The following is a 26,703-nucleotide window of genomic DNA, read 5'->3' as shown; positions in this document are numbered from 1 at the left end:
GCGCACTCTATCTGATCTTGAGGACAATTCGCCCCTGAACCGTTCGGTTGGCCACGGCACGCATGGCTTCTCCGGCCTCCTCCAAAGGGAGGACGCGATCGATGTGCGGACGGATTTTTCGCTCGGCCAGCAATTGCATCAGCGTGTCATTCATGCGCGCGGCCTCGGCGGAAAATTTCTCCGCCCAGGCGCCGACGAAGACGCCGAGGATGGAATAGTTCTTCAGCAGCGGCAGGTTCATCGGGAGCTGTGGAATCTCGCCGCTGGTGAAGCCGATCGGCATCAGCCGTCCGCCCCATTTCATCAGCCGGGCCATTTGCTCGAAGATCGCACCGCCAATATTGTCGAAGCCGATGTCGATGCCTTCTCCTGATGTGATCGACTTGATCCGGTCGCGCAGATCTTCGCTGCGATAGTTGACGATTTCGCCGGCGCCGTAGCTTCGCACCAGGGCGGCCTTGTCGTCGGAGCCGATACCGGCGACGACGCGCAAGCCCAGATGGCGGCCGAGGTCGACGGCGGCAAGCCCAACTCCGCCGGCCGCGCCAGTAATGAAAACGGTTTCGCCGCGTTGCGCCCGTGCCCGCTCGACCAGCGCATAATAGGCCGTGCCGTAATTGTGCAGGACGGTCGCCGCGACTTCGAACGCGACATCATCAGGCAGCCGGACGCTCTTCGTTTCCTTTGCTATCATCCGTTCGGCGTAGCCGCCGGTCCAGGCGCTGCATGCCACGCGATCGCCCGGTGCGAATGTCACGACGTTGTCGCCGACCGCGACGACGACACCGGATGCTTCCGTGCCGGGCACGAAGGGGGTCGGCGGACGCATCTGGTAGAGGCCCGCGACCAGCAACTGGTCCATGAAACTGACGGAGGCCGCGTGGACGTCGATGAGAATTTCGTCGGCGGCGGGCTTCGGCTCGTCGATCTCGCCGAGGCGTAAATCGCCCGGTCCGGTGAACGAGCTGCATAGCACTGCTCTCATCGTATCGCTCCAGCGGATTGCCTAGATTCGGCAGGTTCTCTCAACGGCGTCGCATATCCCGCGACGAGCTTGACGAAATCGGCCTGTCGCGCTGCACCGGTCTTTTCAAACAAATGGCGGACATGCGTCTTGACCGTCGTACCGGCAACGCCGAGCGCTGCAGCGACTTCGGGAACGCTGCCGAGCTCGACGATCGCGAGCAGCACGCGCAACTCGGTCGGCGTCAATTTGAATGCCTTGGCGATCAATTCGGAACGCGGCGGTATTGTCAGCGCCGTCTTGCGAACGAACAAGGCCGCCACGGCGCTGTACGCTACGCCCGCACTTCGGCGCGTACCGGAAGTCAACGGCAAAGCGTGGGCGACATGACGTTGCCCATCCCTCCCGAGCATCGGCACTCCGCTGGTGCCCAGGATGGCGTTTCCTTGCCCGGCCACCGTGAAAAAATGTTGCAAAGTCTGGTTGACTGCTGGATCGCTGGCCACGAGGTGCCCGCGGATCTCAAGCAGGATGTCGCGCGCATCGAGGATGGCTTGGCCGGCCGTATTGGCGTGAACGAGCCGCGCGTGCGCGTTGACGAGATAGAGGCCGACGTCGAGCCCATCGAGCGTGTCGGCGAATGTGGCGGCATCCACGGACATTCGGGGGAAAGGAAACAGCGCGTTCATCGCGGAGCTCCAGCAGGCCGACGATCTTCCGTCCGGCGACGAGCGAAAGGACGCGGCACCAACATGGGAACGCGGCGGCGATACTCTTGATAAGTCGCGCCGAACTCGGCGATCAGATCCCGCTCCTCGAACTGCAACCCGACCAGGATGTAGACTGTATTCCCTAGCGCGAACAGCAAATGACCGGCGGTCATCTCAGGCGTGGCCCAGAACGCGAGCAGAAAGCCCAGCATGATTGGATGCCGCACGATCTTGTAGAGCAGCGGCGTCCTGAACGATTGGCCTGATATTTCGGCCCCGCGTAGCGCGACGAAAGCCTGGCGCAGGCCGAACAGATCGAAATGGTCGATCATGTGGGTCGAGGCAAACGCGATCAACCAGCCGAGCCAATGGATGCCGATCAGCAACCAAGCCGCAATTCCACCGATCTGCCAGACCGGTGTCGGGATCGGACGCCATTGCCAGAACAGCAGCAGCAGGATCAGGCTGGAGAGCAGCACGTAGGTGCTGCGCTGGCAGGCCGCGGGAAGGAGATTTGTCATCCATCGTTTGAAGGATGGACGCGCCATGGCACTGTGCTGGATGGCAAACAGGCCCAGCAGCAGCAGGTTGACGACAATGGCCTCGCTCAAATTCGTGTGACTGCCGACATCAATCGACTTCGGCACGACATAATTGCCGACGAAACCGAGCGCGTAGAGAAATGAAAGGGTGAATACGCCATAGCTGACGATGGCGTAGAGCAGGATTGCGAGGCGCGCGAACATGTTTTTTCCTATTGTGCCTGATACAGCGGTGCCGCATGCAGGAGGTTGGTGCGCTCGCTGGCGGCCAGGCTCGATCTTGTCCGACTCGTAACGGCGGACCGTCCCCTGCGCGTCCCCCGGGGACGCCGACCGGGGAGAGAGGACTTCCATGACGGCTGTCTCGCTCGGGACGTTCGGGTTCCCGGAGATCCACGCTGATGACCGCCCGATCAAGCTGAACCTGCGCAAGGGACTTGCGCTGCTGATCTATCTCGCGGAGGCCAAGGGCGCGGTCGCGCGAGACGTGATCGCCACGCTGCTGTGGCCCGAAACTGCCCGCGAGACGGGCCTCGCGCGGCTGCGGCGCCTGCTTCATCGCATCGAGCTCACGCTCGGCCAGCCGGTTTTCGAGACCGACCGCACCAGCGTGCGATGGTCCCCGGCAGTCGCGCTGAAGGTCGACACGCACCAGTTCGAGAGTGCGTGCGATCGCGGCGCCTTCGAGGAGGCCTGCCAGATGTATCGGGGTGACTTCCTCGCGGGCTTCGCTCTAGACGATTGCCCTGAATTCGACGATTGGGCGTTTTTTCGCCGCGAGGCGCTGCGGGGACGGCTCGTGCACGCGCTGGAGCGCCTCGTGCAGGACAGGAATGCCGCCGGCGACCATTTTGCCGCCACAGTGCACGCGGGACGTCTGGTCGAGCTCGATCCCTTGAGCGAGGTGTACGGCCGGCATCTGGTGCGCAGCCTTTTGCTGGCCGGCGACCGAAGCGCGGCAGAACGGCATCACGCGGCACTGACGCAGCGGCTGCGCGACGAGCTTGGCGTCGCGCCTGAAGCCGAGACCGAGGCGCTCATGGACCCCGGCGCGGCGTCGTCGCTCGCCGCCGTTCCGACGACGCGCTACGTCAAGGGTGCCGGCGTGCATCTGGCGTATCAGACCTACGGAAGCGGCCCGCTCGATATCCTGGTCATGCCCGGCTTCGTGTCGCATGTGGAACGCGCCTGGGAGCATCCCGCGAGCCGGACGTTTCTGGCATCATTGATGAAGCTGGGGCGGCTGATCGTTTTCGATCGTCGTGGCATCGGGCTGTCCGACCGGGTCGGATCGGCGCCTGGCATCGACGTCACCGCGGAGGATATCGGCACCGTGCTGCGAGCGGCGGATGCACGCCGCGTCGTGCTGTTCGGCGCGTCCGAATGCGGGCCGGCCTGCATCAAATTTGCGGTGGACGAGCCGCGTCTCGTGGCCGGGCTCATTCTGTTCGGCGCATTGGCCAAGGGTTGCTGGTCACAGGACTATCCGCACGCGTTGCGCGCCAGCCAGTACGATGCCTGGAGCAAGCACCTCATCGCGCAATGGGGCGGCCCGGTGGGGATCGAAACCTTCGCGCCGAGCCTTGCCGGCGATCCCAAGGCGCGCGCCTGGTGGGCGGGGCTGCTGCGCGCGGCGTCCAGTCCCGGCGGCATCTCGGCGGTGCTCGAGGCGTTTCGCGACGCCGACGTGCGACATCTTCTGGCGCAGATTGCGGTGCCGACGCTGGTGCTGCATCGTCGGGACGACAAGGCCGTACGGATCGCGGCCGGCCGCGATGTGGCGAGCCGGATCAATGGTGCGGAATTCCTCGAGCTCGACGGCAATGATCATTGGTTCTTTGCCGGCGATCAGCAGCGCGTGCTCGATGCGATCAAGCGATTTGCAGAGGCTTTGCCACGCGAAGGGAAATCGAGGCGGTGAAGCCCTAAGCCTCATTTATTGGCACGTTTCGTGCCTCCCAAAGCGGCACGAAACGACGTGACACAGTGCTTAGCGAAGGGAGATCCTGACATGAAACGCGAAGACCTCACCGAGAAGCTGCTCGACATCAAGCGCGAGAAGGGCTGGAGCTGGAAATACATCTGCGGCCAGGTCGGCGGCTATGCGGAGGTGCTGATCGTCGGCGCGATCCTCGGTCAGATGAAATTGACAAAACCGCAGGCCGCGAACGCCAGCGAGCTGTTCGGCCTGTCGAAGGCCGAGACCGCGATGCTCAACGAGGTGCCGATGCGCGGCACCGGCACGCCGATGCCGCCGACCGATCCCCTGATCTACCGCTTCTACGAGATGGTGATGGTCAACGGCCCCGCGTGGAAGGCGCTGATCGAGGAGGAGTTCGGCGACGGCATCATGTCGGCGATCGACTTCGACATGGCGATCGAGCGCGTCGCCAACCCGAAGGGCGACCGCGTCAAGTTCACCATGAGCGGCAAATTCCTGCCGTACAAATATTACGGCGCCAGCGGCAACGTGCCGGAGTATGGCTTCAAGGAAGGCTGACCGCGGTGAACGCGTCGCGCAATTCCTTGATCGGCGCCATCTCGCGCACATAGGTGAAGGAGCCGTGCTCCTTCATCTCGCGTGCGCTCGTCAGGAATGCCGCGAGCGCAAATCGCGACATAGCGCCGCCGACGCTGATGCGCTTGACGCCGGCTTCCGACAGCTGCGCCAGCGTCAGGGTCGGATCGGCAAAGCCCATCACGAGATTGAATGGTTTTCCAATCGACGAAACCACCGTCTTGATGGTCGCGAGATCGTGCACTCCGGGCGCGTAGAGCACGTTGGCGCCGGCGGCCTCGAACGCCTGGAGGCGCTTGATCGTGTCGTCGAGATCGTTGCGGCCGTGCAGAAGATTTTCGGCTCTGGCCGTCAGTGTAAACGGAATGGGCAGGGAGCGCGCCGCCTCCACCGCGGCCTGCACACGCTCGACGGCGCGTGCGAAATCGTAGATCGGCCGGCTCCGGTCTCCCGTCGAATCCTCGATCGAGCCGCCGACCGCGCCAGCTTCGGCGGCGCGCCGGATCGCGTCCGCCGCGCGCCGCGGCTCATGCGCGCCGCAGTTTTCGAGGTCCACGCTGACGGGTAGTGGCGTCGCTTCGGCGATCGCGCGGCAATTGTCGAGGATGGCATCCAGGCTGACGGTCGAACTCCCGAGCGTGTTGGCCAGCCCAAGGCTGGTGGTTGCGAGCGCCTCGAAACCCATCGCGGCAAGCAGCTTCGCGGTGCCGGCATCCCACGGGTTGGGAATAATGAAGGCGCCCGGCCGGGTATGCAGGTTCTGAAACGCTTTCGCCTTCTCCAATTGGGTCGCCATGTCTTTTTGAGTAGCCATGTCTCTTTGCTCCGCGCGGGATGGTCGGTTCGGTGCAGCCATAGGCGATTTCACGACATCCACCAAATTTGTTATTTCTCTCTATATCATCAGTTTTTTGCATGGGATGACCTCATGGACAGCGATGCGCTCGACACTTTCCTTGCGGTTCATCGCCGTGGCGGAATCTCGAATGCCGCAAGATTCCTGCACCGCTCGCAGCCGGCGATCTCCCGCCGCATTGCGCTGCTGGAGCAGGAGCTCGGTGTGCCGCTGTTCGAACGTGTGGCGGGGCGCACGCTTCTCAGCGATGCGGGGCGTGTTCTGATCCCCTATGCGGAGCGGCCCGTTGCGGCCGCACAGGATGCCGAGCAAGCCGTCCGCGCGCTGACCAAGCAGACATCGGGACCGGTTTCGCTGGCTGTGACCGGGACGCTTGCCGACAGCCGCCTGTCAGGGATCATGAAGGGATTTGCGAGGGCTCATCGGGGTGTCGCGCTCACCTTGCGCACAGCGACCAGCGCCGAGGTCAGCGCGCTCGTCCGCCGTGGCGAGGCGACGATTGGCCTGCGCTACAACCTCGACCGTTCGCGCGATCTCGACTGCGAGCCGATCCTGTCCGAGAAGCTCCAGGTCGTCTGCGCCCCCGACCATCCGCTCGCCGGACGCCGGGTGAAGCGGTTGGCTCAGCTCGCGAGCGAGCGCTGGATCGCCTTTCCCGAGATACAGGGCCGACCCGAGGTCGCGGCCGCGCATATCTTCGCGTTGTTTCTGACGCAGGGCCTGGGTGACGTGGTGTGGACCGCGGTCGACAGCCTGACCGCCCAGAAGCGGCTGGTGGAGTCAGGGTTCGGCCTGGCGCTGCTCGCGCAAAGTCATGTCGCAGAAGAACTCGGCTCGGGCGCGATGTCGACGATTGCGGTCGGTGATCTCTCCGCCAGCCACAACGTGGCGATCGTCACCCGGCGCGACGGCTTTCTGAGCCTGGCCGCGCAACGTCTGCTGGACGCCATTCGAGGCGGCTATGGCGCTTCGCGAAGTCCCGCAACAGAACGGCCGGCGCGCAAAAATTCTGCACGCCGGCCGGACGCCTAAGAGCAGGCGCTATTTTCCCGCCTTCACCTCGGCCGCCGCCACCGCGATCAGCTCGTTCATCTTGGCGCGAATCGCCTGCTCGGTGACGGACACGTTCTTGGCGGCGAAATCGGCCGCGACCTTGCGCAGGACGTCGGCGTCGCCGGCTTCCTCGAAATCGGCCGCGACCACATCCTTGGCATAGGCCGCCGCCGCATCGCCGGTGATGCCGAGCTGCTCGGCCGCCCACACGCCGAGCAGCCGGTTGCGGCGGGCCACCGCCTTGAATTTCTGCTCCTCGTCGAGGGCGAATTTCTTCTCGAAACCTTCCTGGCGCTTGTCGAACGTGCTCATGCCTTTTCCAATTCCCTGCTGACTGGACCCGGCGCCCTCGTTGCGACGGCCCCTTCGCATGCCTAGATAGGGGGCACGAATCGGCAAAACAACGAGCCGTTAAGCCGCAGGCAAGGCGGTATAAGTTGGCATCGGATGAGCCGGATCGATTGTGCTGGGACAGCCAATCGGATAGGTTGCCTGAAGGTCCGGTTCCCGTTCTGTTTCCAAGGGTTGCAGATCGGTTCCAGGCCATTCACAGCCGCTCCGCTGTGGGTCGTAATCCCTAGTAACCGGAGCACACCAAATACATGGATTTCAACAAAACACGGTACATCCCCATGAGCCGTCGGCGTCGCATTTATGAAGGCAAGGCAAAGGTTCTGTATGAAGGCCCGGAGCCCGGTACCCTGATCCAGCACTTCAAGGACGACGCCACAGCGTTCAACGCGAAAAAGCATCAGGTGATCGAGGGCAAGGGTGTCCTCAACAACCGGATCTCGGAGTACCTGTTTCAGCACCTCAACGACATCGGGGTGCCGACCCACTTCATCCGCCGCCTCAACATGCGCGAGCAGTTGATTCGCGAAGTCGAGATCGTGCCGCTGGAAGTGGTGGTGCGGAACGTCGCCGCCGGCTCGCTGTCGCAGCGCCTTGGCATCGAGGAAGGCACGCAGCTGCCCCGCTCGATCATCGAATTCTACTACAAGAACGACCAGCTCAACGACCCCATGGTGTCGGAAGAGCACATCACCGCCTTCGGCTGGGCGACCCCGCAGGAGATCGACGACATCATGGCGCTCGCCATTCGTGTCAACGACTTCCTCACCGGTCTCTTCCTCGGCATCGGCATCCGCCTCGTCGACTTCAAGATGGAGTGCGGCCGGCTGTTCGAGAACGAGATGATGCGGATCATCGTCGCCGACGAGATCTCCCCGGACTCCTGCCGTCTGTGGGACATCAAGTCGAACGAGAAGCTCGACAAGGATCGTTTCCGCAGGGATCTCGGCGGGCTGCTTGAGGCCTATACCGAAGTCGCCAAGCGTCTCGGCATCCTCATGGAGAACGAGCGTCCGCAGGGCTCCGGCCCGGTGCTGGTGAAGAGCTAAGAGGGATCTGACGTGAAGGCACGTGTCACCGTTACCTTGAAAACGGGTATCCTCGACCCGCAAGGCAAGGCCATCGAAGGCGCGCTGAAGTCGCTCGGCGTCGATGGCGTCGCCAGCGTCCGGCAGGGCAAGGTGTTCGACATCGAGCTCGCCGGCGCCGACAAGGCCAAGGCCGAGGCGGCGTTGAAGGACGCCGCCGACAAGCTGCTCGCGAACACCGTGATCGAGAATTATCGGGTGGAGCTGATCGGGTGAACGGGATGGCTCACAGCCATCCGACCCTGCGAAAACGCCAGTACAGCACGCCGCACGCCGTCAGCATCACGCCGAGCAGCGTGTAATAGCCGTACTCCCAGTCCAGCTCCGGCATGTGCTTGAAGTTCATGCCGTAGATGCCGGCAAGCGCGGTCGGGATCGCGATGATCGCGAGCCAGGAGGCAAGCTTCTTCGAGACCGCCGTCTCCTGAGCCTGGCCGACCAGCAAGCTGGCTTCGAAGGCGAAGGCCAGCACCTCGCGCATCGAATCGATCCGCTCCTGGATGTTCCTGACGTGGTCGGTGACGTCGCGGAACAGCGGCTGCATCGTCGCGCGCACCATCGCCAGCTCGTCATGCTCCAGCCTGCGACAGACCTCGACCAGGGGGCCGATCGCAGTCCTGAGCCGCAGCAGGTCGCGGCGCAGCATGTAGAGCCGCTCGATCTGGGCCTTGCTGATCGGCTGGGAGAGCACGTCGTCCTCGATGCTCTCGACCTCTTCGTGAATGCTCTCGAGCACGGGCGAGTAGTTGTCGACGATGAAATCGAGGATGGCGTAGAGGATGTAGTCCTCGCCGCGCGCGAGCGCCCGCGGGCAGCTCTCGCAGCGTTCGCGCACCGGCGTGTAAGACGTCGAGGCGCCGTGGCGCACCGAGACCAGATAGCCTTCGCCGACGAAGATGTGCGTCTCGCCGAAGGCGATCCGGCCTTCGATCAGTTGCGCCGTCCGCGCCACGATGAACAGGGCCTCGCCATATTGCTCGATCTTCGGCCGTTGGTGCGCGTTGTTGGCGTCCTCGATCGCGAGCTCGTGCAAATCGAACTGCTTCTGCACCGCGCTGAGCAGCGCCATGTCGGGCTCGTGCAGCCCGATCCAGACCACGTGGCCGGGTTTTGCCCGCCAGCTCGAAGCTTCGCTGATGGCGATATTGGCGACGCGCCGACCGTCGACATATGCGCCGGCGGCGACGACACCCTCGGCGGACACCGGCTCGGAGAGGGATGCGGGCAGCGACGGGACATTCATGGCTTCAATCCCGGGCAAGTCGATCAGCCGAATGGCGGGCTATGGCCTGTGCACAACGCTCGCTGGCAAGGCTAGCACTGGTAAAATCCCCGTCAAATGGTTATGTCTGCTGGCGATTTGGCCGCCGTGCCAGCCCATTCCAATCTCGTTCGGAACCTCCGCCATGAAAGCCGCCATCCTCGTGTTTCCCGGAATCAACCGCGAGCGCGACATGGCGCGCGCGCTGAAGCTGATCTCGGGCCATGAGCCGGCGATGGTGTGGCACGCCGAGACGTCGCTGCCTCACGGCACCGATCTCGTGGTGGTACCCGGCGGCTTCTCCTATGGCGATTACTTACGCTGTGGCGCGATTGCGGCGCGGGCGCCGGTGATGGACGCGGTGCGCGACTATGCGGCCAAGGGCGGCCTCGTGCTCGGCGTCTGCAACGGTTTTCAGATCCTCTGCGAGTCCGGCCTCTTGCCTGGCGTGTTGATGCGCAATGCACGGCTGAAATTCATCTGCCACGACGTGCATCTGCGCGTCGAGCGCTCCGACACGCCGTTCACGCGCGGCTACAATGCAGGGCAGGTGATCCGCGTGCCCATCGCGCATGGCGAGGGCAATTATGCGGCGGACGCAGAGACCATCAAGCGGCTCGAAGGCGAGGGTCGCGTGCTTTACCGCTATTGCTCGGCGGACGGCGCAATCGACGATATCAGCAACATCAATGGCGCCGCGCAATCCATCGCCGGCATCGTCAACGACAAAGGCAACGTGCTCGGCATGATGCCGCATCCGGAAAACCACGTCGAAGACATCATGGGTTGCACCGACGGCCGCGGCCTGTTCGCCGGCCTCACCGCGCATCTGGAAAAGGCCGCGTGATTGCGTTCGTGCTGAAGCGGCTGTCGGCCGCTGTCGCCGTCGTTGCATTCGCGACGGCCGCGTTTGCGCAGGATTTCCCCAAGCGTCCCGTCACCATGATCGTGCCGTTCGCGGCCGGCGGCACCTCGGACGTGATCGCGCGCACCGTTGCCGAGCAGATGGGCATCGCGCTCGGCCAGACCATCGTGATCGAGAACGTCGCCGGCGCCGGCGGCTCGACCGCACTGGCGCGCGCCTCCCGTGCCGAGCCTGACGGCTACACCGTTGCGATCGGCAATGCCGGCACCAACGCCGCGACCTATACGATCTATCCAAAACTCCCGTTCACACCGGACTCCTTCGTGCCGATCGCCATGGTGGCGAAGACGTTCGGCATCATCGCCGTACGCAAGGATTTTCCGGCAAAGGACCTCAAGGAGTTCATCGCCTACGCCAAGGCCAACCCCGGTAAGATCAATCTCGGCCACGCCGGTGTCGGCTCGTCGAACTACCTCATTTGCAAAAGCTTCGTCACCGCCGCCGGGATAGACGCGACGCTGGTCGGCTATCGCGGCGCCGCGCCTGCGCTCACGGACGCGATCGGCGGCCAGATCGACGGCGTCTGCGATGCGGCGGCCTCCGTCTCGCAATCGGTCAACGAGAAGCTGGTGCGGGGTCTCGTGGTCGGCTCGAATGTGCGGCTGGCCACGCTGCCCGATCTGCAGACATCAGCCGAAGCCGGCCTGCCTGAATTCGAGGCGCAGGGCTGGAACGGTTTGTTCGCGCCCAAGGGCACCCCGCCCGCCGTGATCGCCAGGCTGAACGCCGCCGCGCGCACGGCGGTGGAAACCGATGCAGTGAAGAAGCGCTTTGCCGAGTTGTCGACTGTTGCGCCGGATGACAGCGAGCACACGCCGGAGCTGCTTCAGCAACTGGTGACGCGCGACGTCGAGAAGTATCGGAAGATGCTGGCGGACGCCGCCAAGCAATAGCTAGCGCTTCTTCAGCCGCTCCACCGGGATCGTCATCGCAGCGACGCCGGCCATGACCAGCACCAGCCCCAGCGCCAGGTTCGACGGCACGCTCTCGCCGAGCAGCAGCACGGACAGGCCAACACCGATCGGGATGCGCAAATAGCCTTGTGCGTTCGTCGTCAACGTGCCGAGCCGTCCGAGGCACATGTAGAACAGCATCAGCCCCAAGGCGCTGGAGACGATGCCCATGACGATGGTGGCTGTGATTGCCGTCGGCGTCGGGTGCAGCGTCCAGGGCTGGTCGATGATCAGCGAAGGCGGCAGCAGGATGAGGCCGCCGAACAGCAGCGAGCCGGCCGCCACCACCATCGGATCGTATTCGGAGAGCCGCAGGCCGAAGATCGTGGCGCAGGCAAAGGAGATGGTGGCGAGCAGGATCGCGATCTCCGCCACGATCTCGTTACCGAAGCCGCGCAGCGCATCCAGGCCGACAATGACGATTGTGCCGGCAAGGCCGAGGATCGCGCCTGCGAGCTTCAACAGCGTTGCCGGCTCGTGCCGCGTGATCAGCGACGTGATCAGGAAGGCGAAGATCGGCGTCGTCGAGGCCAGCACCACCGTGTTCGACGCCGGCACATATTGCTGCGCCCAGGTGATGATCAGGAACGGGAAGGTCGAGTTGATCAATTGCTGGGTCGCGAACAGCTTCCAGGCCTTGGCGTCAGCCGGGATCCTGACGCCGCGCATCCACAGGATCGCGAACAGGAAGGCGGCCGCGATCAGCGAGCGTGCCGAGATGAAGGTAACAGGCGGGATCGTGTCCAGCGCGAGCTTGGCCAGCGGATAGGTGGAGCTCCAGCAGCAGGCCAGCGCGACCAGCAGCGCATAATCACGCCAGTTGCGCGCGCCGGCGGCGGGCATGGACGGCAATTGCGAGGCCGTGGCGCGACCTGTCGGCGATGTGCTCTGCGGCACCTTGATGTTGCTCCCCGCGCGACAGCGCTGGACACAAGTCTGGGCGAGGGGGCACCAAAAGGGAAGACGGCGAGCTATGCGTTTGGCTGCGGTGCCGGCTTCCGCTTCACCCGCTTGATCGTGCCGGAGAAGGTGAAGAGGGGCCGCCCGCCTGATGTCAGCTTGCCGCGCAGGAAGATCAGCGAGCCGCCGGCGCGTGAGACTTCGCCGACGCATTCGATCAGTTCGCCCTCGCGTGCAGCGTCGAGGAAGTCGCAGGCGAAATTGGTGGTCACGGCCGGCCCATCCAGTTCGTGGGTGGCGATCGCGAACAGGCAATAGTCGGAAAACGCCATGAAGCAGCCGCCATGGACGTTTCCGGAGCCGTTGAGGTGCTTTTTCTCGACTCGGAACGCCGAGCGGACGCTGCCATCGTCCTCGATCTTGTGCCAGAACGGGCCGATATGGCTCTCAAAACTGTCGCGAATCCAGGTTCGCCAGCCCTGGAATTCCCCATCGGTGGCGATGTGGAGGTCGGGGCGGCGAGGCGGGGGCGCTTTGGTCAATTCATGCAAGGAAATGGGCCTTCAATTGCGGGTCTTTTGCCCTTAAATCCGATCTGTCCGCGCTGCGCAATTCCTGTTCCCGCAGCCCACGGCCGCAAAACGTGGGACAGCGGGAAAATGCGCCATAAAGGGCTTTTCCAAGCCGCCCGATGTTCCTAAGAACGGCCAACTGCTGCCGAAAGCCCAAATTCCATGAAGAACGAACCCAAGATCACCCCCGAGCTGATTGCCGCCCACGGGCTCAAGCCCGACGAGTACGAGCGCATCCTGAAGCTGATTGGGCGGGAGCCTACCTTCACCGAGCTCGGCATCTTTTCGGCGATGTGGAACGAGCACTGCTCGTACAAATCCTCGCGCCTCCATCTGAAGGGTCTGCCGACCAAGGCGCCCTGGGTGATCCAGGGTCCCGGCGAGAACGCGGGCGTGATCGACATTGGCGACGGCCAGGCCGTGGTCTTCAAGATGGAGAGCCACAACCACCCGAGCTACATCGAGCCTTACCAGGGCGCGACCACCGGTGTCGGCGGCATCTTGCGCGACGTCTTCACGATGGGCGCGCGTCCGATCGCCTGCCTCAACGCACTGAGTTTTGGCGCGCCCGAACATGCCAGAACCCGGCATCTCGTCTCCGGCGTCGTCGCCGGGGTCGGCGGCTATGGCAATTCCTTCGGCGTGCCGACGGTCGGCGGCCAGGTCCGTTTCCACACCCGCTATGACGGCAACATCCTCGTCAACGCGATGGCGGTCGGCCTCGCCGATACCGACAAGATCTTCTATGCGGCCGCCTCCGGCGTGAACATGCCGATCGTCTATCTCGGCTCCAAGACCGGCCGCGACGGCATCCACGGCGCCTCGATGGCCTCGGCCGAGTTCGACGACAAGTCCGAGGAGAAGCGCCCGACGGTGCAGGTCGGCGATCCCTTCGCCGAGAAGCTGCTGTTAGAGGCCTGCCTCGAGATCATGGAGAGTGGCTGCGTCATCGCGATCCAGGACATGGGTGCGGCTGGCCTGACCTGCTCGGCGGTCGAGATGGGTGCCAAGGGCGACCTCGGCGTCGACCTTGATCTCGACGCTGTGCCGACGCGCGAGACCGGCATGAGCGCCTACGAGATGATGCTCTCGGAGAGCCAGGAGCGCATGCTCATGGTGCTCAAGCCCGAGAAAGAGAAGGAAGCTGAGGCGATCTTCAAAAAGTGGGGCCTCGATTTCGCCGTGGTCGGCTACACCACGCCGAGCAAGCGCTTTGTGGTCAAGCACGGCGGCGACGTCATGGCCGATTTGCCGATCAAGGAGCTCGGCGACGAGGCGCCGCTCTATGACCGTCCGCATGTCCCCTCGACCGCGCTGCCGGTCGTGCACGCGCGCGAGGTGCCGTCGCCGATGGGTCTCGGCGCTGCGCTGGAAAAGCTGATCGGCACGCCCGAGCTGTGCAGCAAACGCTGGGTCTGGGAGCAGTACGACCACGTCATTCTCGGCAACACCATGCAGCGTCCTGGCGGCGATGCCGCCGTGGTGCGCGTGCAGGACGGCCCGAAGGGCTTGGCGCTGACCGTCGACGTGACGCCGCGCTATTGCGAGGCCGATCCCTATCAAGGCGGCATGCAGGCGGTGGCAGAAGCCTGGCGCAACATCACCGCCGTCGGCGGCAGGCCGCTCGCGATCACCGACAATCTCAATTTCGGCAATCCCGAGCGGCCCGAGATCATGGGCCAGTTCGTCGGCTGCCTGAAGGGCATCTCGGAAGCCTGCCGCACGCTCGACTTCCCGGTCGTCTCCGGCAATGTCTCGCTCTACAACGAGACCAACGGCCGCGCGATCCTGCCGACGCCCTCGATCGGCGGCGTCGGCCTGCTGGATGATTTCACCAAGTCAGCCTCGCTCGCCTTCAAGGCCGAAGGCGAGGCGATCCTCTTGATTGGCGAGAACCATGGCTGGCTCGGCCAGTCGGTGTATCTCCGCGACATCTGCGGTCGCGAGGAGGGCGCACCACCGCCGGTCGACCTCGCCGCCGAGAAGCGCAACGGCGACTGCGTGCGTGGCATGATCCATGCGGGCACCGCGACCGCCGTGCACGATCTCTCCGACGGCGGTCTTCTGATCGCGCTCGCCGAGATGGCGATGGCGAGCGGCATCGGCGCAGAACTGCTCGCGGCGCCGACCGCGCTGGTGCCGCAGGCCTATTGGTTCGGCGAGGACCAGGCGCGCTATCTCGTCACCGTGCCGGAAACGGAAGCCGGCCGGGTGCTCGCCAAGATGCGCGGTTGCGAGGTGCCCTGCGTGCGGATCGGCACCACCGGTGGTGACGCCGTCGCGATCGCAGGCGAAGCGCCGGTTACGATCGAGGCGCTGCGGACCTCGTTCGAACGCTGGCTGCCGGAGTATATGGGCGGGAAGGCGGCCTGAGGGGCTGCCGCACATTCCGTCATTGCGAGCGTAGCGAAGCAATCCAGAGTCTCACCGAGGAGGCAGTCTGGATTGCTTCGTCGCAAGGGCTCCTCGCAATGACGAGCGGAGAGGCCTTGGTCTCACAACACGTGCGACGCCCCTGGAATCTTACGTAAGCCCGCCGTCAGTGCCCAGCTCAGGATCACCGTGAGCACGAAGCCGATCGCGGCCTTCACGATCGCCGGCAGCGAGTAGTCATACAGCGCGTACTGAATCCACAGCGCAATCGGATAGTGCACCAGGAACATGCCGTAGGCATCCGCCTGCATGCGGTCGAGCAGGTTCGGCCCGGGCGCCTTCTGGTGCAGGAAGAAGGCGAGGATCGCGAGCAGGATCGAGCCTGAGAACAGCACGAAGAACGTGCTGTAGATCGCCTGGTACCAGTGCGGCTGCGGGTCGGGATTCCCCAAAACTTCACGCTTGATGTAGATCATGCCCCACATCAGGCAGTACGGGATCAGCGTCGCGAACACCCATAGCCAGCGCTGTTTCGGCAACTGGCCGTCGGCGCTGAGGATGCCGCGATCGAAGTTCGCCGCACCAACGCTGACGCCGATGAAGAAATAGGCGAAGTAGAGCAGGATGCGGCTCGCCTGTACCGAGAACGGCCCGAGTTCGAACCATTTGCTGCCGCCGAAATAGAGCAGCGACGGCACGTAGACGAGGGCGGTGACGACCACGAGCATCAGCCAGAATGCGGCCGGCTGCTCAAATCCGCGCAGCGAGATACGGTTGCCCGGATCGACCAAATGGGCCGAGACCCGGTAGAGCAGGCTCGCGCTCAGGTCGAATGCCAGCAGCACCCACACGAACCAGATCGGCCCGCTCGGCCACGGACCAACCGTCACCGTCTTCCACCAGAACGCCGTGAAGCTCAGCTCGGGCTCGTGCCGCAGCGCGATAGCGTAATAGGCGAGCGGGATGACGGTGAAGGCCGCGATCGCGAACGGCAACCCCAGCCGCAACAGGCGATCGCGGAGAAAGACCGACGGCGCCTTACGTGCGATGCCGGGCCACGTGAACAGTCCCGACAGGAAGAAGAACATCGCCATGAAGAAGCTGTCGGTGGCCAGCACGACGATGTCGAAACCGATCCAGGAGGTCGGATCGGTGTGCCCGAAATAGGTGTAGGGGATGACGGCGTGGTGCAGCAGCACTACCAGCGTGAGGAAGGTGCGGGCGCGATCGAGCGACAGATTGCGCGCCTTACTCCTCGGCGCGGCGTGCACGTCTGCGCCGATCGTCGCTGAATGTGACATCGTCATCGTGGCCGCCCCGGTCGCGCTTCTGTCGGCCGGACTTTGCCGCCGGGAACCAGATTCAGCAAGGGTCGTTTGAGACGTCCGCAGGTCCCGACACCGCTAGGAACCAGTTCCCTGCGACGAAGTTAGCGTTCGCCAAGAGGGCGAGGACCGCGACAAGCGGTACAATTTCGGAGCTGGCGATGACGATTCTGAAATGGGCGCTGATCTTCTTACTTGTCTCGATCGTGGCCGGCGTGCTCGGCTTCACCGGCATCTCGGCCGCCTCCGCCGACATCGCCCGCTTCCTGTTCTACGTGTTCGTCGTGATTTTCCTGGTGCTGCTGATCCTGGGGCTCACGATCTTCAGGGCATAGCGGGGCTGCTCCAGCATTCCCAGTCGTCGTGCCCGGGCCTGTCCCGGGCATCTACGTCCTTTTGTATCCGCGGCAGCCAAGAACGTGGAGGGCCGGGACAAGCCCGGCCCTGACGGTAGGCCCGTGTCGGTGCTACCCCACTTCCTCGATCTTCACCTTGTCCGGATAGAAGGCGAGATGACCGGAAATCTCGGTCATCGCGGGGAAAGGCGTCTCGTAGGTCCAGATCGCGTTGTCGAGCGTCTGGCCGTTGGCCTTGACGCTGTAATAGCTCGCGTCCCCCTTGTAGGGGCAATGGGTGACGCGATCGGTGCGCTCCAGCAGCGCCATATTGGCGTCCTGTCTCGGGACATATTGCACCGCCGGATATTTGGCCTCCTTCAAGATCAGCGCCTTGCTGGTCTCGGCGATCACGATATCGCCCGCCGTAACGCGGACGCGCCGGGGGTTCTGGGTGATGGTGATGGGGTGGTCGGGCCCTGGAAGCTTCATGACTTCACGCCTTTTCGATCAATCTGCCGTGCGTGGCACTTTGTCGTGCCTTTATCAGGATGGGATATAGTGCCGGAAGGCGTGACGTAGAAGGCCGTTCACGCTAAGTTTGTCCCTGCCGGCAAGTTTGGCTTTGCAGATCCGGACCCCGGCAGCGATTCGACGACAAGGCTGATTGCAGCCGCGACAAGGAGTACGACCCGAATGCCCATGGACGCTCACGATATCGAGGCGATGATCAAGGCGGCGATCCCCGATGCCGAGGTGACCATCCGTGACCTCGCCGGCGACGGCGACCACTATGCCGCGACCGTGATCTCGGAATCCTTCCGCGGCAAGTCCCGCGTCCAGCAGCACCAGATCGTCTATCAGTCCCTGCGCGGCCAGATGGGCGGCGTGCTGCATGCGCTGGCGCTGCAGACCGGGGTGCCTGGGGCGCCCGGGGCCTGATTTGATCGTGTGACGGGGGATGACGATGGCTGCGGACAATCCTCGCGGCGCGATGTTTCGCGTCATCCTGCCGAACCAGCACAGCCGCGTCACCAATGCCGAGCTGTTCTTCGACCTCGTCTTTGTTTTCGCGATCACGCAGGTCTCGCACACGCTGCTGCACCATTTCACGCCGCTGGGCGGGCTGCACGTGACGATGCTGTTTCTCGCGGTGTGGTGGGTGTGGGTCTACACCGCCTGGGTCACCAACTGGCTCAACCCCGAGCTGACCCCGATCCGCGTCATGCTCTTCTCGATGATGCTCGGCGGCCTCGTGCTGTCGACGACGATCCCGACCGCTTTTGAGGGACGCGGCCTGTGGTTCGCGATCGCCTACGCAGCGATGCAGGTCGGACGCACGGCCTTCTGGCTGTTCGCGACCCCGCGCCATCGCACCGCCGTTCGGCACAACGCGATCCGCATCCTGGTCTGGCTCTCCGCTTCCGCGATCTTCTGGATCCTCGGCGGTCTGGTGCACGAGGAGGAGAGGCTGTGGTTCTGGATCGTGGCACTCACGATCGAATATGTCTCACCCGCGGTCCGATTCTGGGTCCCCAGGCTGGGATTCTCGTCGGTCGAGGCCTGGGCCGTCGAAGGCGGTCACATGGCCGAGCGCTTCGCCGGCTTCATCATCATCGCGCTCGGTGAAGCCGTCGTCGTCAACGGCGCGACCTTCGCCGAGCTGGACTGGACCGCCGACAACCTCCTCGCCTTCGTCTCGGCGCTGGTCGGCAGCATCGCGATGTGGTGGATCTATTTCCACAAGGGCGCGGAGGCCGGCTCCGAGCGGATATCGAAGACCGCCGAATCCGGCCGGCTGGCGCGGCTTGGCTATACCTATCTGCACATGCCGATCGTCGCCGGCATCATCCTGACTGCGGTGGCGGACGAACTGGTGCTGAAACATCCCACCGGCCATTCTGACATCCGGACCATGGTCAGCACGATCGGCGGGCCGCTGGTGTTTCTGGTCGGCACCATCCTGTTCAAGCACGCCATCCGCGGCTTCCTCCAGCTCTCGCACGGCATCGGCATCGTCCTGCTTCTGGTGCTGAGCTGGTTCGCTGCGGAACTGTCGCCCTTATGGCTGTCGGTCGCGACGACCGTGATCATGATCGTGGTGGCGGTGTGGGAGTCAATCTCGCTGCGATCCACCCCGGAAGAGGCCCAAGAGCATTGAGCCGGCGCCGTTGTCGCCGGAGCGGTTACTCCGCCGCCTCCAGCGCGTGCACCGAAAACATCTTCGCCGTATCCGTCCAGCTCTCGCGCACTTGCCAGCCCGCGCCTTGCGCCAGGGCGGCGAAGCGGTCGAGGCTGTATTTGTAGCTGTTCTCGGTGTGGATGCTCTCGCCCGCACGGAACGAGAAGCTGGTACCGAGCAGGCGCACGGTCTGGCTCTTCTTGCTGATCAGGTGCATCTCGATGCGGTGCCGCTCGCGATTGTAAATCGCGCGATGGGTGAAGGCGGAGAGATCGAAATTGCCGCCGAGTTCGCGGTTGATGCGCACCAGCACATTGAGGTTGAAGCGCGCGGTGACGCCGGCCGCGTCGTTATACGCGTCGTGAAGCACGCGCTCTTCCTTTTCGAGATCGGCGCCGATGATCATCTGCGCGCCCCGGCCCAGAATAGCTCGCGCGCTCTTCAAGAAGGCCTGCGCTTCATGCGGCTCGAAATTGCCGATGGTCGAGCCCGGGAAGAAGCCGACCTTGGGCATGGATGCCACCGCCTTGGGAAGCTCAAACGGCGTGGTGAAGTCGGCCGCCACCGGGTGGATGCCGAGTGACGGAAAATCCCGCTTCAGGCCGTTCGCCTGCGCCTTCAGGAAGTCGCCGGAGATGTCGACGGGCACATAGGCCGCGAATTTGCAATGGTTGAGCAGCAGGCGGACTTTTGTGGTCGCGCCCGCGCCGAATTCGACCAGCGCCGCGTGCTCCGGAATGATTTTCGCGATTTCGCTGCCGCGCTCTTTCAGGATCGCAAGCTCCGTGCGCGTCGGGTAATATTCCGGCAGGCGTGTGATTGCCTCGAACAGTTCAGATCCGGCCGCATCATAGAAATATTTCGGCGACAGCTTTTTCGGCTGCTGCGAGAGGTCCCCGATGGCCTCGCGGGCGAAGGCAGTGGTCTGAGCGTCGGGAAGATGGGCTTCAGCCAAAGCGCTGGCGTGCACATTCATGATACTCTCCTGAACGCGCTGTCCGGCGCGCGGTTGTCGTCGGATAATTGTTATTCGTAGTCGGCGAGCCGCAATCCCGTGAACTGCCAGCGGTGGTGCGGATAGAAGAAGTTGCGATAGGTGATACGGCTGTGCCCCTCCGGGGTTGCAAGCGAGGAGCCGCGCAGCACCAGCTGGTTGACCATGAACTTGCCGTTGTACTCGCCGAGCGCGCCTTCGATAGCGCGATACCCGGGGTAGGGTGAGTAGGACGATCGCGTCCACTGCCAGACGATGCCGAAGGCATCGTTGAGCTGGCTGGCGCGGGCCGCGACTTCCCATTCCATCTCGGTCGGCAGATGTTTTCCGGCCCAGCGCGCAAACGCATCGGCCTCGTAATAGCTGACGTGGCAGACCGGCGCGGTGGGATCGACCGGCTTGAGGCCGGCCAGCGTCATCACATGCCATTGGCCGTCGATCTCGCGCCAATGGCCGGGAGCGTCCCAGCCCTCGTTGTTGACGGCCGCAAAACCGTCCATCAGCCACAGCGTTGCGGTCCGATAGCCGCCGGCGCGCATGAAGGCGAGCCATTCGCCATTGGTGACGAGATTGCGTGCGACCTTGACCGGGCCGACGAGGGCGCGATGCGCCGGCTTTTCGTTGTCGAAATGGAAACTATCGTCGACATGACCGATGGTGTGGATGCCTTCGTTCAGCGTCAGCCAATCCTCACCGGCCGGCGTCGCGGTCGGGAAGCGCCAGTCCGGGTCGTAGGCCGGCGGGATCGGGTTCTGCGCGAAGGCGTGCAGGATGTCGGTGAACATCAATTCCTGATGCTGCTGCTCGTGGTTGAGGCCGACCTCGACCAGCGGTGCGATCTCGCGCAGCTTGTCCTCGCCGGCCTCGCGGAAGAATTTTACGACCGCAGCGTCGACATAATTTCGGTAGGCGCCGACCTGATCGGCGCTGGGACGGGTGATGTCGCCGCGATGATTGCGGGAATGGCGGGGACCGGCGCTGACGTAATAGGAATTGAACAGGAAGGCGAAGTCAGGGTGAAAGGGCCGGTAACTCGCACAGTGCTCGCCGAGCAGAAATTGCTCCCAGAACCAGGTGGTGTGCGCCCGGTGCCATTTCGTCGGGCTCGCATCCGGCATGGACTGGATCTGCTGGTCCTCCGGCGACAGCGGCGAGGCCCGGCGCTCGGTCTCGTCGCGGACGGTGAGAAACGCGTCTTCGAGATTCCGCGCAAGGCCGCCCAAATCGGCCGACGGTGACGAAAGCGGGGCGGGGGCCGTAGCGGAGGCTTGTTTCGTCACGTTTTTCTCCAGACAGGACAAGAGAACGTTGTTGGCGCTGCCCGGTTCCAAAACGCGGGGTTCGTCCTAGATAGGGGCTCCGTGACGGTATGAAAGTCCTCCCCGGCGATGATATTCGTGCCATCATGCAATGGGCCGGCGCTGCCCAGACCGTCGGCGCAGGGGGGCGGTCGCCGCCATTTTACTTTGGATGCCACAACGGTTTGGGCTACATATATAGGCAGGTATCGGGTTAGATCGGCTGAGCCAGCCCGAAGCGATTGGAGTGGGCTCAGCCTCATAAGGACACGGATATGAGCATCGAGGAATTCATCGCCAACGAAGTGAAGTCGAACGACGTGGTTCTGTTCATGAAGGGTACGCCGCAATTTCCGCAGTGCGGGTTCTCCGGCCAGGTCGTGCAGATCCTCGACCACGTCGGCGTCGGCTATAAGGGCCTCAACGTTCTCGAATCCGCCGAACTGCGCAACGGCATCAAGGACTTCTCGAACTGGCCGACCATTCCGCAGCTCTATGTAAAGGGCGAGTTCGTCGGCGGCTGCGACATCATCCGCGAGATGTTCCAGGCAGGTGAATTGCAGCAGCTGTTCTCCGAAAAGGGCGTCGCTGTCGCAGCCTGATACGTGACCGAGCTGACGCGCCGGATTGGCGGCGCCGAACTCGAGGTCATCGTTGCTGACATCACCACACTGAGCGTTGACGCAATCGTCAACGCGGCCAACACGTCGCTCCTGGGTGGGGGCGGCGTGGACGGCGCCATCCATCGGGCGGCCGGGCCCGATCTGGTCGCCGAATGCCGCATGCTTCACGGCTGCAAGACCGGCGATGCCAAGATCACCAAGGGCTATCGGCTCAAGGCCGCCCATGTGATCCACACCGTCGGGCCGGTCTGGAACGGCGGTACGCTCGGCGAGGATGATCTGCTCGCCTCCTGCTATCGCCGCTCGATGGAGCTGTGCGGGAAGCACAAGCTGACCTCGGTGGCATTTCCCGCGATTTCGACTGGCATTTTCCGCTTTCCTGCCGACCGGGCGGCCGATATTGCCGTGCGCACCACGATCGAAGGGCTCGCGGCCGCACCATCCGTCGCTCGCGTGGTGTTCTGCTGCTTCGCCGAGCCGAGCGCCAAGCTCCACGCCGAGGCGGTTGCGCGACACAGCAGCCCTTGTGCCTGATGCCGCGGTCAGTACACTCCGCCCGCGATGTTCCGGGGAGGGGATATGATCTTACAGTTTGGACTGCGTGCGTTGCTCTGCGGCGCGCTGGTGTCGCTTGGCGCGATGTCGTTCGCGCGAGCGGAGGGCACCTACGAGATTCCGGCCGGCGCGCATTTTAACCGGGACAAGCTCGCCAAGATCAGTGAGTTCTTCAAGAACGAGGTCGCGACCGGCAAAATCGCCGGCGCAACCGTGCTGATCCAGCAGCGCGGCAAACCGGTCTTCCGCGAAGCCTTCGGCGTGCAGGACATGGCGAGCAAGGCGCCGATCACCGACAAGACGATCTTTCGCCTGTTCTCGATGACCAAGGCGATCACCTCTGTTGTCGCGATGCAATTGGTCGAGGACGGCAAGATCAAGCCCGACGATCCGGTCTCGAAATACATTCCTTCTTTCGCCAATGTGAAGGTCGGCGTTGAGAAGAAGGCCGAGGACGGCACCAAGTCGCTCGAGCTCGTGCCACCTAACCGGCCGATGACGGTGCACGATTTGATGACGCACACCTCGGGCGTTACCTATGGCTTCTACGGCGACAGCCTGGTCCGCAAGGCCTATCGCGACGCCAATATCTATGCCGGCGATTTTGACCTCGCCGAGTTCGCCGAGCGCATCGCAAAGCTGCCGCTGCACAACCAGCCCGGCGCGCTCTGGCAGTACGGCCATTCCACCGACATCCTGGCGCGCGTCATGGAGGTCGCGAGTGGAAAGCCGCTGCTCGAGATCGAGCGGGAGAAGCTGCTGGTGCCGCTCGGCATGGTCGATACCGGCTTCTTCGTCACCGATCCCGAGAAGCAGAAGCTGCTGGCGCAGCCGGTGTCGAATGACAGTGATTTCCGGGTCGGCCGGATCAACGATCCGACCGTCGTCAAGAAGTGGCAGTCCGCCAGCGGCGGCATGGTCTCCACCATGGCGGACTATGCGCGCTTCGCGCAGATGCTGCTCAACGGCGGCACCCTCGATGGCAAAACCATCCTCAAGCCCGAGACGTTCAAGCTGATGGTGACCGATCAGATCGGCCCCAAATCGGGCGTCGATCGCGATTATTTCTACTTCCCCGGCGACGGTTTTGGCTTCGGCCTCGGACTCGCGGTGCGCACCGACCCCGGCAACGCAAAACCGCCGCCGCCCGGCGATCTCGGCGAATTGAAATGGGACGGCGCCTCCGGCTGCTATTTCGTGATCGATCCCAAGCAGGACATGTTCTTCGTGCTGCTGGAGCAGACCCCGACCGAGCGCCAGCGCGTGCAGCGGACATTGAAGCAGCTGGTCTATGAAGCAATGGAGAATTGACATGCGCGGGCGCCGCGCGCTGATCGCGGCGCTCGTCCTTCTGGTAGGCGTCGTTGGTGTGAAGGCAGGCTCCGAGCGCGCCGCGCACAATCTCTCGCCCGAAGGCCTGGCAAAAGTCTCCGACTACATCCGGAACGAGATCGCGACCGGCAAGATCCCCGGCGCCATCCTGCTGCTCCAGCAGCACGGCAAGCCGGTCTATTACGAGAATTTCGGCGTCCGCGACGTCGCGACCGAGATGTCGATGAGCGCGGACACGATCTTCCGCCTCTACTCGATGTCGAAGCCGGTCACGTCAGTCATGGCGATGATGCTGGTCGAGGAGGGCAAGCTCAAGCTCGACGATCCCGTCTCAAAATACATTCCGGCCTTTGCCGGCATGAAAGTCGGCGTCGAGAAGAAGGCCGAAGACGGCAAGATCGCGCTGGTGCTGGAGCCGGTCAATCGTCCGGTCACGATCAAGGACCTGCTGCGCCACACCTCCGGGCTGCCCTACGGCTATCATGGCGGCGGCATGGTGCGCGAACTCTATGCCGAGGCCAATCTCTTCAACAGCAATCTCAACAATGCCGACTTCGTCGCCAAGATCGCCACGCTGCCGCTGGTCGAGCAACCCGGCACGGTGTGGGACTACGGCTATTCCACCGACGTGCTCGGCCGCGTCGTCGAGGTTATCGCGGGAAAGACGCTGCTTCAGTTCGAGAAGGAACGGCTGCTCGATCCGCTCGGCATGATCGAGACGGCTTTCTTCGTCGCCGATCCCGCCAAATTCCCGCGCATTGCCGAGCCGATGCCGGAGGATCGCAACATCAATCCGACGACGCAGGTCCACGACATCAGGCAGCCCGCGAAATGGGAATCGGGCGGCGGCGGCATGGTCGGTACCGTCGGCGACTATGCCCGCTTCGCACAGATGCTGCTGAATGGCGGCACCTATGAGGGCCGGCGCTATCTCAAGCCCGAGACCATCGCGCTGATGGCGTCGGATCATATCGGGCCCGAGACGAAGGTCGCACGTGACCAGAACTATTATCCGGGCGGCAGCTCCGGCTTCGGCCTCGGCTTCGCGGTGCGCACTTCGGTGCCGCCTGCTACCTCGTGGCCTCTTGGCGAATATCGCTGGGACGGCGTCGGCGGCACCTTCTTCTTCATCGATCCCGAAGACGATCTGTTCGGGATCTTCATGGTGCAGACCCCGTCGCAGCGCGGCCGGATTCAACTGGCGCTGAAGACGCTGATCTATCAGGCGATGGGGCGGTGATCGCGGCGGTTCGCGGGACTTAAGCCCCGCGCACGATCTCGCGCACGTAGCCGATCATCTCCTCGATCTGGCTCGAATTGACGTCGAGATGGGTGCAGGCGCGGATGCGGCCGTCCATCATCGCAAGCGTCACGCCGCGCTGGCGGAGCGCCGCAACCATCTTGTCGCCGGCAATGCCGGCGCCATCGGGCTTGAAGAACACGAGATTGGTCTCGGGCTCCTGCACGTCGACGCCAGGGATCTGCGACAGTCCGCGGGCGAGTGCGCGCGCGTTGGCGTGGTCGTCGGCGAGACGATCGACGTGATGGTCGAGTGCGTAGATGCACGCGGCCGCGCAGATTCCGGCCTGCCGCATTGAGCCACCGAGGCGCTGCTTCCACTGCCACACCGCGTCGATGAAGGCGCGGGAGCCTGCGAGTACGCCGCCGATCGGCGCGCCCAGGCCCTTCGAGAAGTCGATCCAGGCCGAATCCCACCCCGCCGTCATGTCGCGCGGGGAGATGCCGCTCGCCACGGTGGCATTGAGCAGACGCGCGCCATCCATGTGGGTGACGAGGCCGTGTTGTTTGGCGATCGCGACGATTTCGTCGAGCGCGGCCTTCTTCCAGATCGTGCCGCCGCCGATATTGGCGGTCTGCTCGACGCTGACCACGGTCTGCGGCGGCTGGTAGCGCGTGCGCGGGTGCAGTGCCTTGCGGAATGTCTCCGGCGTGAACTGGCCGTCGGGCCCCTTCAATTGCGTGACCTGGAAGCCGCCGATCGCGGCATGTGCGCCGCCTTCGCGCGCGATGATGTGCGCGCTCTCATGGGCGAGGATCTCGTCGCCGGGGCGACAATGCACCAGCGTCGCGGTGACGTTGCACATCGTGCCTGATGGCATGTAGACCGCGGCTTCCTTTCCGAGCAGCTCGGCGACGCGCTCGCACAGCGCATTCACGGTCGGATCGTCGCCGACCTGCTCGTCGCCGACTTCGGCGCGCGCCATCGCCTCGCGCATCGCAGCCGTTGGCTTGGTCTGCGTGTCCGAGAGCAGATTGATGCGCACCGGCGGTGCCTTGGGATCGATGGGGGGAGGGGTATAGAGCATCAACTTGCTCCCTGAGGGAATTGCACTCACTCGCGGTCGGCGAGTTCTGGGTGGACGCCGGGCGGCGTGACGAAACCGCATGATCACGACTTCTGTCGCGGTCACACGATAATCGATCAGATACGGTTAAGGGTTGCCCGGCAAGCGACGGACGTATGCACGGGTGGTCGGTCGCCCTGCATAGGGGTGATCCTGAAGCAGTGCGATGAGCGCTATAACGCGGTCACGCACGTGGTCTGCTCCTTGGGGCGAGCGCGCTTCGATGTAGGTCAGAACTTCGTCGATTTGGACGAGCGCCCGCTTCGTGTAGCGGACCTTCACAGCCCGTGCTTAGCCCACATCGCGTGGATTTCGTCGACGCTGGCAACCTCACCGCGAGCGATTTCGGCTTCGGCCTCGGCGAGATCGGCCTCTTCCGCCGGCGTCAGCTGGATCGGAGGAGGCTGATCGACTCCAGCAAGTTCAAGCAGGGTCCGCGCCAATTCGTCCTGCTCTGAATCAGGCAGGCCGGACACTTTGCTAAAGGCCTCTTCCAGAAGACGCGTCATGCTCAACTCTGCAATGCGCAATACTAGCCCAACTTGCGCAGAATCGACCCCCGGCTATAAGCAAATCAATGCCTTAGCCGAAAAGTTGGCACTACATTTTCTTGGGAATTGTGATCAG

The 26,703-nt window shown here is 63.7% G+C and carries 30 protein-coding genes; 15 read left to right on the top strand and 15 right to left on the bottom strand.

The features are described 5' to 3' along the window. Positions 1 to 7 precede the first annotated feature (7 nt). Genes ABIB06_RS16535 through mddA form a run of 3 tightly spaced genes read right to left on the bottom strand, consistent with a single transcriptional unit; the run spans position 8 to position 2,420 of the window. Positions 8 to 985, bottom strand: a complete 978-nt coding sequence (locus ABIB06_RS16535) for an NADPH:quinone oxidoreductase family protein (protein WP_354046252.1) — start codon at positions 983 to 985, stop codon at positions 8 to 10. Beyond that, positions 982 to 1,653 carry a helix-turn-helix transcriptional regulator gene (locus ABIB06_RS16530; protein WP_354046253.1) on the bottom strand — a complete coding sequence of 224 codons (672 nt, stop codon included), beginning with the start codon at positions 1,651 to 1,653 and terminating at the stop codon, positions 982 to 984. Before ABIB06_RS16530 ends, ABIB06_RS16535 begins: the two co-directional genes overlap by 4 nt. Then, entirely contained in the window at positions 1,650 to 2,420 is a 771-nt protein-coding gene (gene mddA, locus ABIB06_RS16525) for a methanethiol S-methyltransferase (protein WP_354046255.1), read from the bottom strand. Before mddA ends, ABIB06_RS16530 begins: the two co-directional genes overlap by 4 nt. Before the next feature lie 148 nt (positions 2,421 to 2,568). Between mddA and ABIB06_RS16520 the strand changes: the two genes are divergently transcribed. Further along, on the top strand, positions 2,569 to 4,137 hold the full coding sequence (locus ABIB06_RS16520; RefSeq protein WP_354068884.1) for a bifunctional AfsR/SARP family transcriptional regulator/alpha/beta hydrolase: 1,569 nt from the start codon (positions 2,569 to 2,571) through the stop codon (positions 4,135 to 4,137). 90 nt (positions 4,138 to 4,227) lie between these two features. Beyond that, a complete protein-coding gene (cynS, locus tag ABIB06_RS16515) occupies positions 4,228 to 4,716 on the top strand; it encodes a cyanase (RefSeq protein WP_354046259.1) in 489 nt (162 codons plus the stop codon). Here the strand turns inward: cynS and ABIB06_RS16510 are convergent. Next, a complete protein-coding gene (locus tag ABIB06_RS16510) occupies positions 4,703 to 5,530 on the bottom strand; it encodes an isocitrate lyase/PEP mutase family protein (protein WP_354046561.1) in 828 nt (275 codons plus the stop codon). The genes cynS and ABIB06_RS16510 overlap by 14 nt on opposite strands. Before the next feature lie 132 nt (positions 5,531 to 5,662). Here ABIB06_RS16510 and ABIB06_RS16505 point away from each other — a divergent pair, with 132 nt between their 5' ends. Then, entirely contained in the window at positions 5,663 to 6,622 is a 960-nt protein-coding gene (locus ABIB06_RS16505; RefSeq protein WP_354068886.1) for a LysR family transcriptional regulator, read from the top strand. A gap of 9 nt (positions 6,623 to 6,631) precedes the next feature. Here ABIB06_RS16505 and ABIB06_RS16500 read toward each other — a convergent pair whose 3' ends face one another. Further along, positions 6,632 to 6,955, bottom strand: a complete 324-nt coding sequence (locus ABIB06_RS16500; RefSeq protein ID WP_354046263.1) for a DUF1476 domain-containing protein — start codon at positions 6,953 to 6,955, stop codon at positions 6,632 to 6,634. Positions 6,956 to 7,275: 320 nt separating this feature from the next. On the opposite strand from ABIB06_RS16500, the gene purC reads away from it, so the two are divergent. Both purC and purS read left to right on the top strand, forming a co-directional pair. Next, positions 7,276 to 8,043, top strand: a complete 768-nt coding sequence (purC, locus tag ABIB06_RS16495) for a phosphoribosylaminoimidazolesuccinocarboxamide synthase (RefSeq protein WP_173015815.1) — start codon at positions 7,276 to 7,278, stop codon at positions 8,041 to 8,043. A gap of 12 nt (positions 8,044 to 8,055) precedes the next feature. Beyond that, the gene (gene purS, locus ABIB06_RS16490) at positions 8,056 to 8,298 is read left to right on the top strand and encodes a phosphoribosylformylglycinamidine synthase subunit PurS (protein WP_007602264.1); all 243 of its coding nucleotides are present in this window, start codon (positions 8,056 to 8,058) and stop codon (positions 8,296 to 8,298) included. Between the two features lie 10 nt (positions 8,299 to 8,308). Here purS and ABIB06_RS16485 read toward each other — a convergent pair whose 3' ends face one another. Beyond that, a complete protein-coding gene (locus ABIB06_RS16485; protein ID WP_354046265.1) occupies positions 8,309 to 9,325 on the bottom strand; it encodes a magnesium and cobalt transport protein CorA in 1,017 nt (338 codons plus the stop codon). A gap of 163 nt (positions 9,326 to 9,488) precedes the next feature. On the opposite strand from ABIB06_RS16485, the gene purQ reads away from it, so the two are divergent. Together purQ and ABIB06_RS16475 are read left to right on the top strand one after the other, a co-directional pair. Continuing rightward, the gene (gene purQ, locus ABIB06_RS16480) at positions 9,489 to 10,190 is read left to right on the top strand and encodes a phosphoribosylformylglycinamidine synthase subunit PurQ (RefSeq protein ID WP_247444459.1); all 702 of its coding nucleotides are present in this window, start codon (positions 9,489 to 9,491) and stop codon (positions 10,188 to 10,190) included. Beyond that, a complete protein-coding gene (locus ABIB06_RS16475) occupies positions 10,187 to 11,161 on the top strand; it encodes a tripartite tricarboxylate transporter substrate binding protein BugD (protein ID WP_354046267.1) in 975 nt (324 codons plus the stop codon). Before purQ ends, ABIB06_RS16475 begins: the two co-directional genes overlap by 4 nt. On the opposite strand, the gene ABIB06_RS16470 is transcribed toward ABIB06_RS16475, so the two are convergent. Both ABIB06_RS16470 and ABIB06_RS16465 read right to left on the bottom strand, forming a co-directional pair. Continuing rightward, complete coding sequence (locus tag ABIB06_RS16470) at positions 11,162 to 12,118, bottom strand: DMT family transporter (RefSeq protein ID WP_354046269.1); 957 nt, start codon at positions 12,116 to 12,118, stop codon at positions 11,162 to 11,164. A 74-nt stretch (positions 12,119 to 12,192) separates the two neighbouring features. Beyond that, positions 12,193 to 12,672 carry a PaaI family thioesterase gene (locus tag ABIB06_RS16465; protein WP_247339141.1) on the bottom strand — a complete coding sequence of 160 codons (480 nt, stop codon included), beginning with the start codon at positions 12,670 to 12,672 and terminating at the stop codon, positions 12,193 to 12,195. A gap of 183 nt (positions 12,673 to 12,855) precedes the next feature. On the opposite strand from ABIB06_RS16465, the gene purL reads away from it, so the two are divergent. Continuing rightward, positions 12,856 to 15,066, top strand: a complete 2,211-nt coding sequence (gene purL / locus ABIB06_RS16460) for a phosphoribosylformylglycinamidine synthase subunit PurL (RefSeq protein ID WP_354046271.1) — start codon at positions 12,856 to 12,858, stop codon at positions 15,064 to 15,066. 122 nt (positions 15,067 to 15,188) lie between these two features. On the opposite strand, the gene ABIB06_RS16455 is transcribed toward purL, so the two are convergent. Next, complete coding sequence (locus ABIB06_RS16455) at positions 15,189 to 16,367, bottom strand: acyltransferase family protein (protein WP_247444531.1); 1,179 nt, start codon at positions 16,365 to 16,367, stop codon at positions 15,189 to 15,191. Between the two features lie 185 nt (positions 16,368 to 16,552). On the opposite strand from ABIB06_RS16455, the gene ABIB06_RS16450 reads away from it, so the two are divergent. Continuing rightward, positions 16,553 to 16,726 (top strand): DUF1328 domain-containing protein, encoded by a 174-nt coding sequence (locus ABIB06_RS16450; protein WP_007612121.1) that lies wholly within the window; start codon positions 16,553 to 16,555, stop codon positions 16,724 to 16,726. Positions 16,727 to 16,858: 132 nt separating this feature from the next. Here ABIB06_RS16450 and ABIB06_RS16445 read toward each other — a convergent pair whose 3' ends face one another. Then, entirely contained in the window at positions 16,859 to 17,218 is a 360-nt protein-coding gene (locus tag ABIB06_RS16445; RefSeq protein ID WP_247339137.1) for a DUF427 domain-containing protein, read from the bottom strand. A gap of 204 nt (positions 17,219 to 17,422) precedes the next feature. On the opposite strand from ABIB06_RS16445, the gene ABIB06_RS16440 reads away from it, so the two are divergent. Then, positions 17,423 to 17,668: a BolA family protein gene (locus ABIB06_RS16440; RefSeq protein ID WP_212487351.1), complete on the top strand. Its 246-nt coding sequence runs from the start codon at positions 17,423 to 17,425 to the stop codon at positions 17,666 to 17,668. A gap of 25 nt (positions 17,669 to 17,693) precedes the next feature. Next, a complete protein-coding gene (locus tag ABIB06_RS16435; RefSeq protein WP_247339133.1) occupies positions 17,694 to 18,887 on the top strand; it encodes a low temperature requirement protein A in 1,194 nt (397 codons plus the stop codon). 25 nt (positions 18,888 to 18,912) lie between these two features. Here ABIB06_RS16435 and egtD read toward each other — a convergent pair whose 3' ends face one another. Beyond that, positions 18,913 to 19,884, bottom strand: a complete 972-nt coding sequence (gene egtD, locus ABIB06_RS16430) for an L-histidine N(alpha)-methyltransferase (RefSeq protein WP_247444465.1) — start codon at positions 19,882 to 19,884, stop codon at positions 18,913 to 18,915. 50 nt (positions 19,885 to 19,934) lie between these two features. Next, the gene (gene egtB, locus ABIB06_RS16425; protein ID WP_354046276.1) at positions 19,935 to 21,233 is read right to left on the bottom strand and encodes an ergothioneine biosynthesis protein EgtB; all 1,299 of its coding nucleotides are present in this window, start codon (positions 21,231 to 21,233) and stop codon (positions 19,935 to 19,937) included. A gap of 242 nt (positions 21,234 to 21,475) precedes the next feature. Here egtB and grxD point away from each other — a divergent pair, with 242 nt between their 5' ends. Genes grxD through ABIB06_RS16405 form a run of 4 tightly spaced genes read left to right on the top strand, consistent with a single transcriptional unit; the run spans position 21,476 to position 24,950 of the window. Beyond that, the gene (gene grxD, locus ABIB06_RS16420; protein WP_247444467.1) at positions 21,476 to 21,802 is read left to right on the top strand and encodes a Grx4 family monothiol glutaredoxin; all 327 of its coding nucleotides are present in this window, start codon (positions 21,476 to 21,478) and stop codon (positions 21,800 to 21,802) included. 3 nt (positions 21,803 to 21,805) lie between these two features. After that, positions 21,806 to 22,357 (top strand): O-acetyl-ADP-ribose deacetylase, encoded by a 552-nt coding sequence (locus ABIB06_RS16415; RefSeq protein ID WP_247444468.1) that lies wholly within the window; start codon positions 21,806 to 21,808, stop codon positions 22,355 to 22,357. Positions 22,358 to 22,402: 45 nt separating this feature from the next. Further along, positions 22,403 to 23,689 carry a serine hydrolase domain-containing protein gene (locus tag ABIB06_RS16410; protein WP_354046279.1) on the top strand — a complete coding sequence of 429 codons (1,287 nt, stop codon included), beginning with the start codon at positions 22,403 to 22,405 and terminating at the stop codon, positions 23,687 to 23,689. 1 nt (position 23,690) lies between these two features. Continuing rightward, entirely contained in the window at positions 23,691 to 24,950 is a 1,260-nt protein-coding gene (locus ABIB06_RS16405) for a serine hydrolase domain-containing protein (RefSeq protein WP_354046281.1), read from the top strand. Between the two features lie 19 nt (positions 24,951 to 24,969). On the opposite strand, the gene ABIB06_RS16400 is transcribed toward ABIB06_RS16405, so the two are convergent. From ABIB06_RS16400 to ABIB06_RS16390, 3 genes are all read right to left on the bottom strand, one after another. Next, the gene (locus ABIB06_RS16400) at positions 24,970 to 26,037 is read right to left on the bottom strand and encodes a threonine aldolase family protein (RefSeq protein ID WP_354046282.1); all 1,068 of its coding nucleotides are present in this window, start codon (positions 26,035 to 26,037) and stop codon (positions 24,970 to 24,972) included. Positions 26,038 to 26,163: 126 nt separating this feature from the next. Next, a complete protein-coding gene (locus tag ABIB06_RS16395; protein WP_354046284.1) occupies positions 26,164 to 26,358 on the bottom strand; it encodes a type II toxin-antitoxin system RelE/ParE family toxin in 195 nt (64 codons plus the stop codon). Beyond that, positions 26,355 to 26,585 (bottom strand): hypothetical protein, encoded by a 231-nt coding sequence (locus ABIB06_RS16390; protein WP_354046286.1) that lies wholly within the window; start codon positions 26,583 to 26,585, stop codon positions 26,355 to 26,357. Before ABIB06_RS16390 ends, ABIB06_RS16395 begins: the two co-directional genes overlap by 4 nt. Positions 26,586 to 26,703 lie beyond the last annotated feature (118 nt).

Origin of the sequence: Bradyrhizobium sp. LB8.2, from assembly GCF_040548035.1 — a bacterium.
In the GTDB taxonomy this organism is placed as follows: Bacteria; Pseudomonadota; Alphaproteobacteria; order Rhizobiales; family Xanthobacteraceae; genus Bradyrhizobium.
The sequence above is the reverse complement of the archived record's forward strand: the minus strand, read 5'-3'. Positions and strand labels throughout refer to the sequence as shown.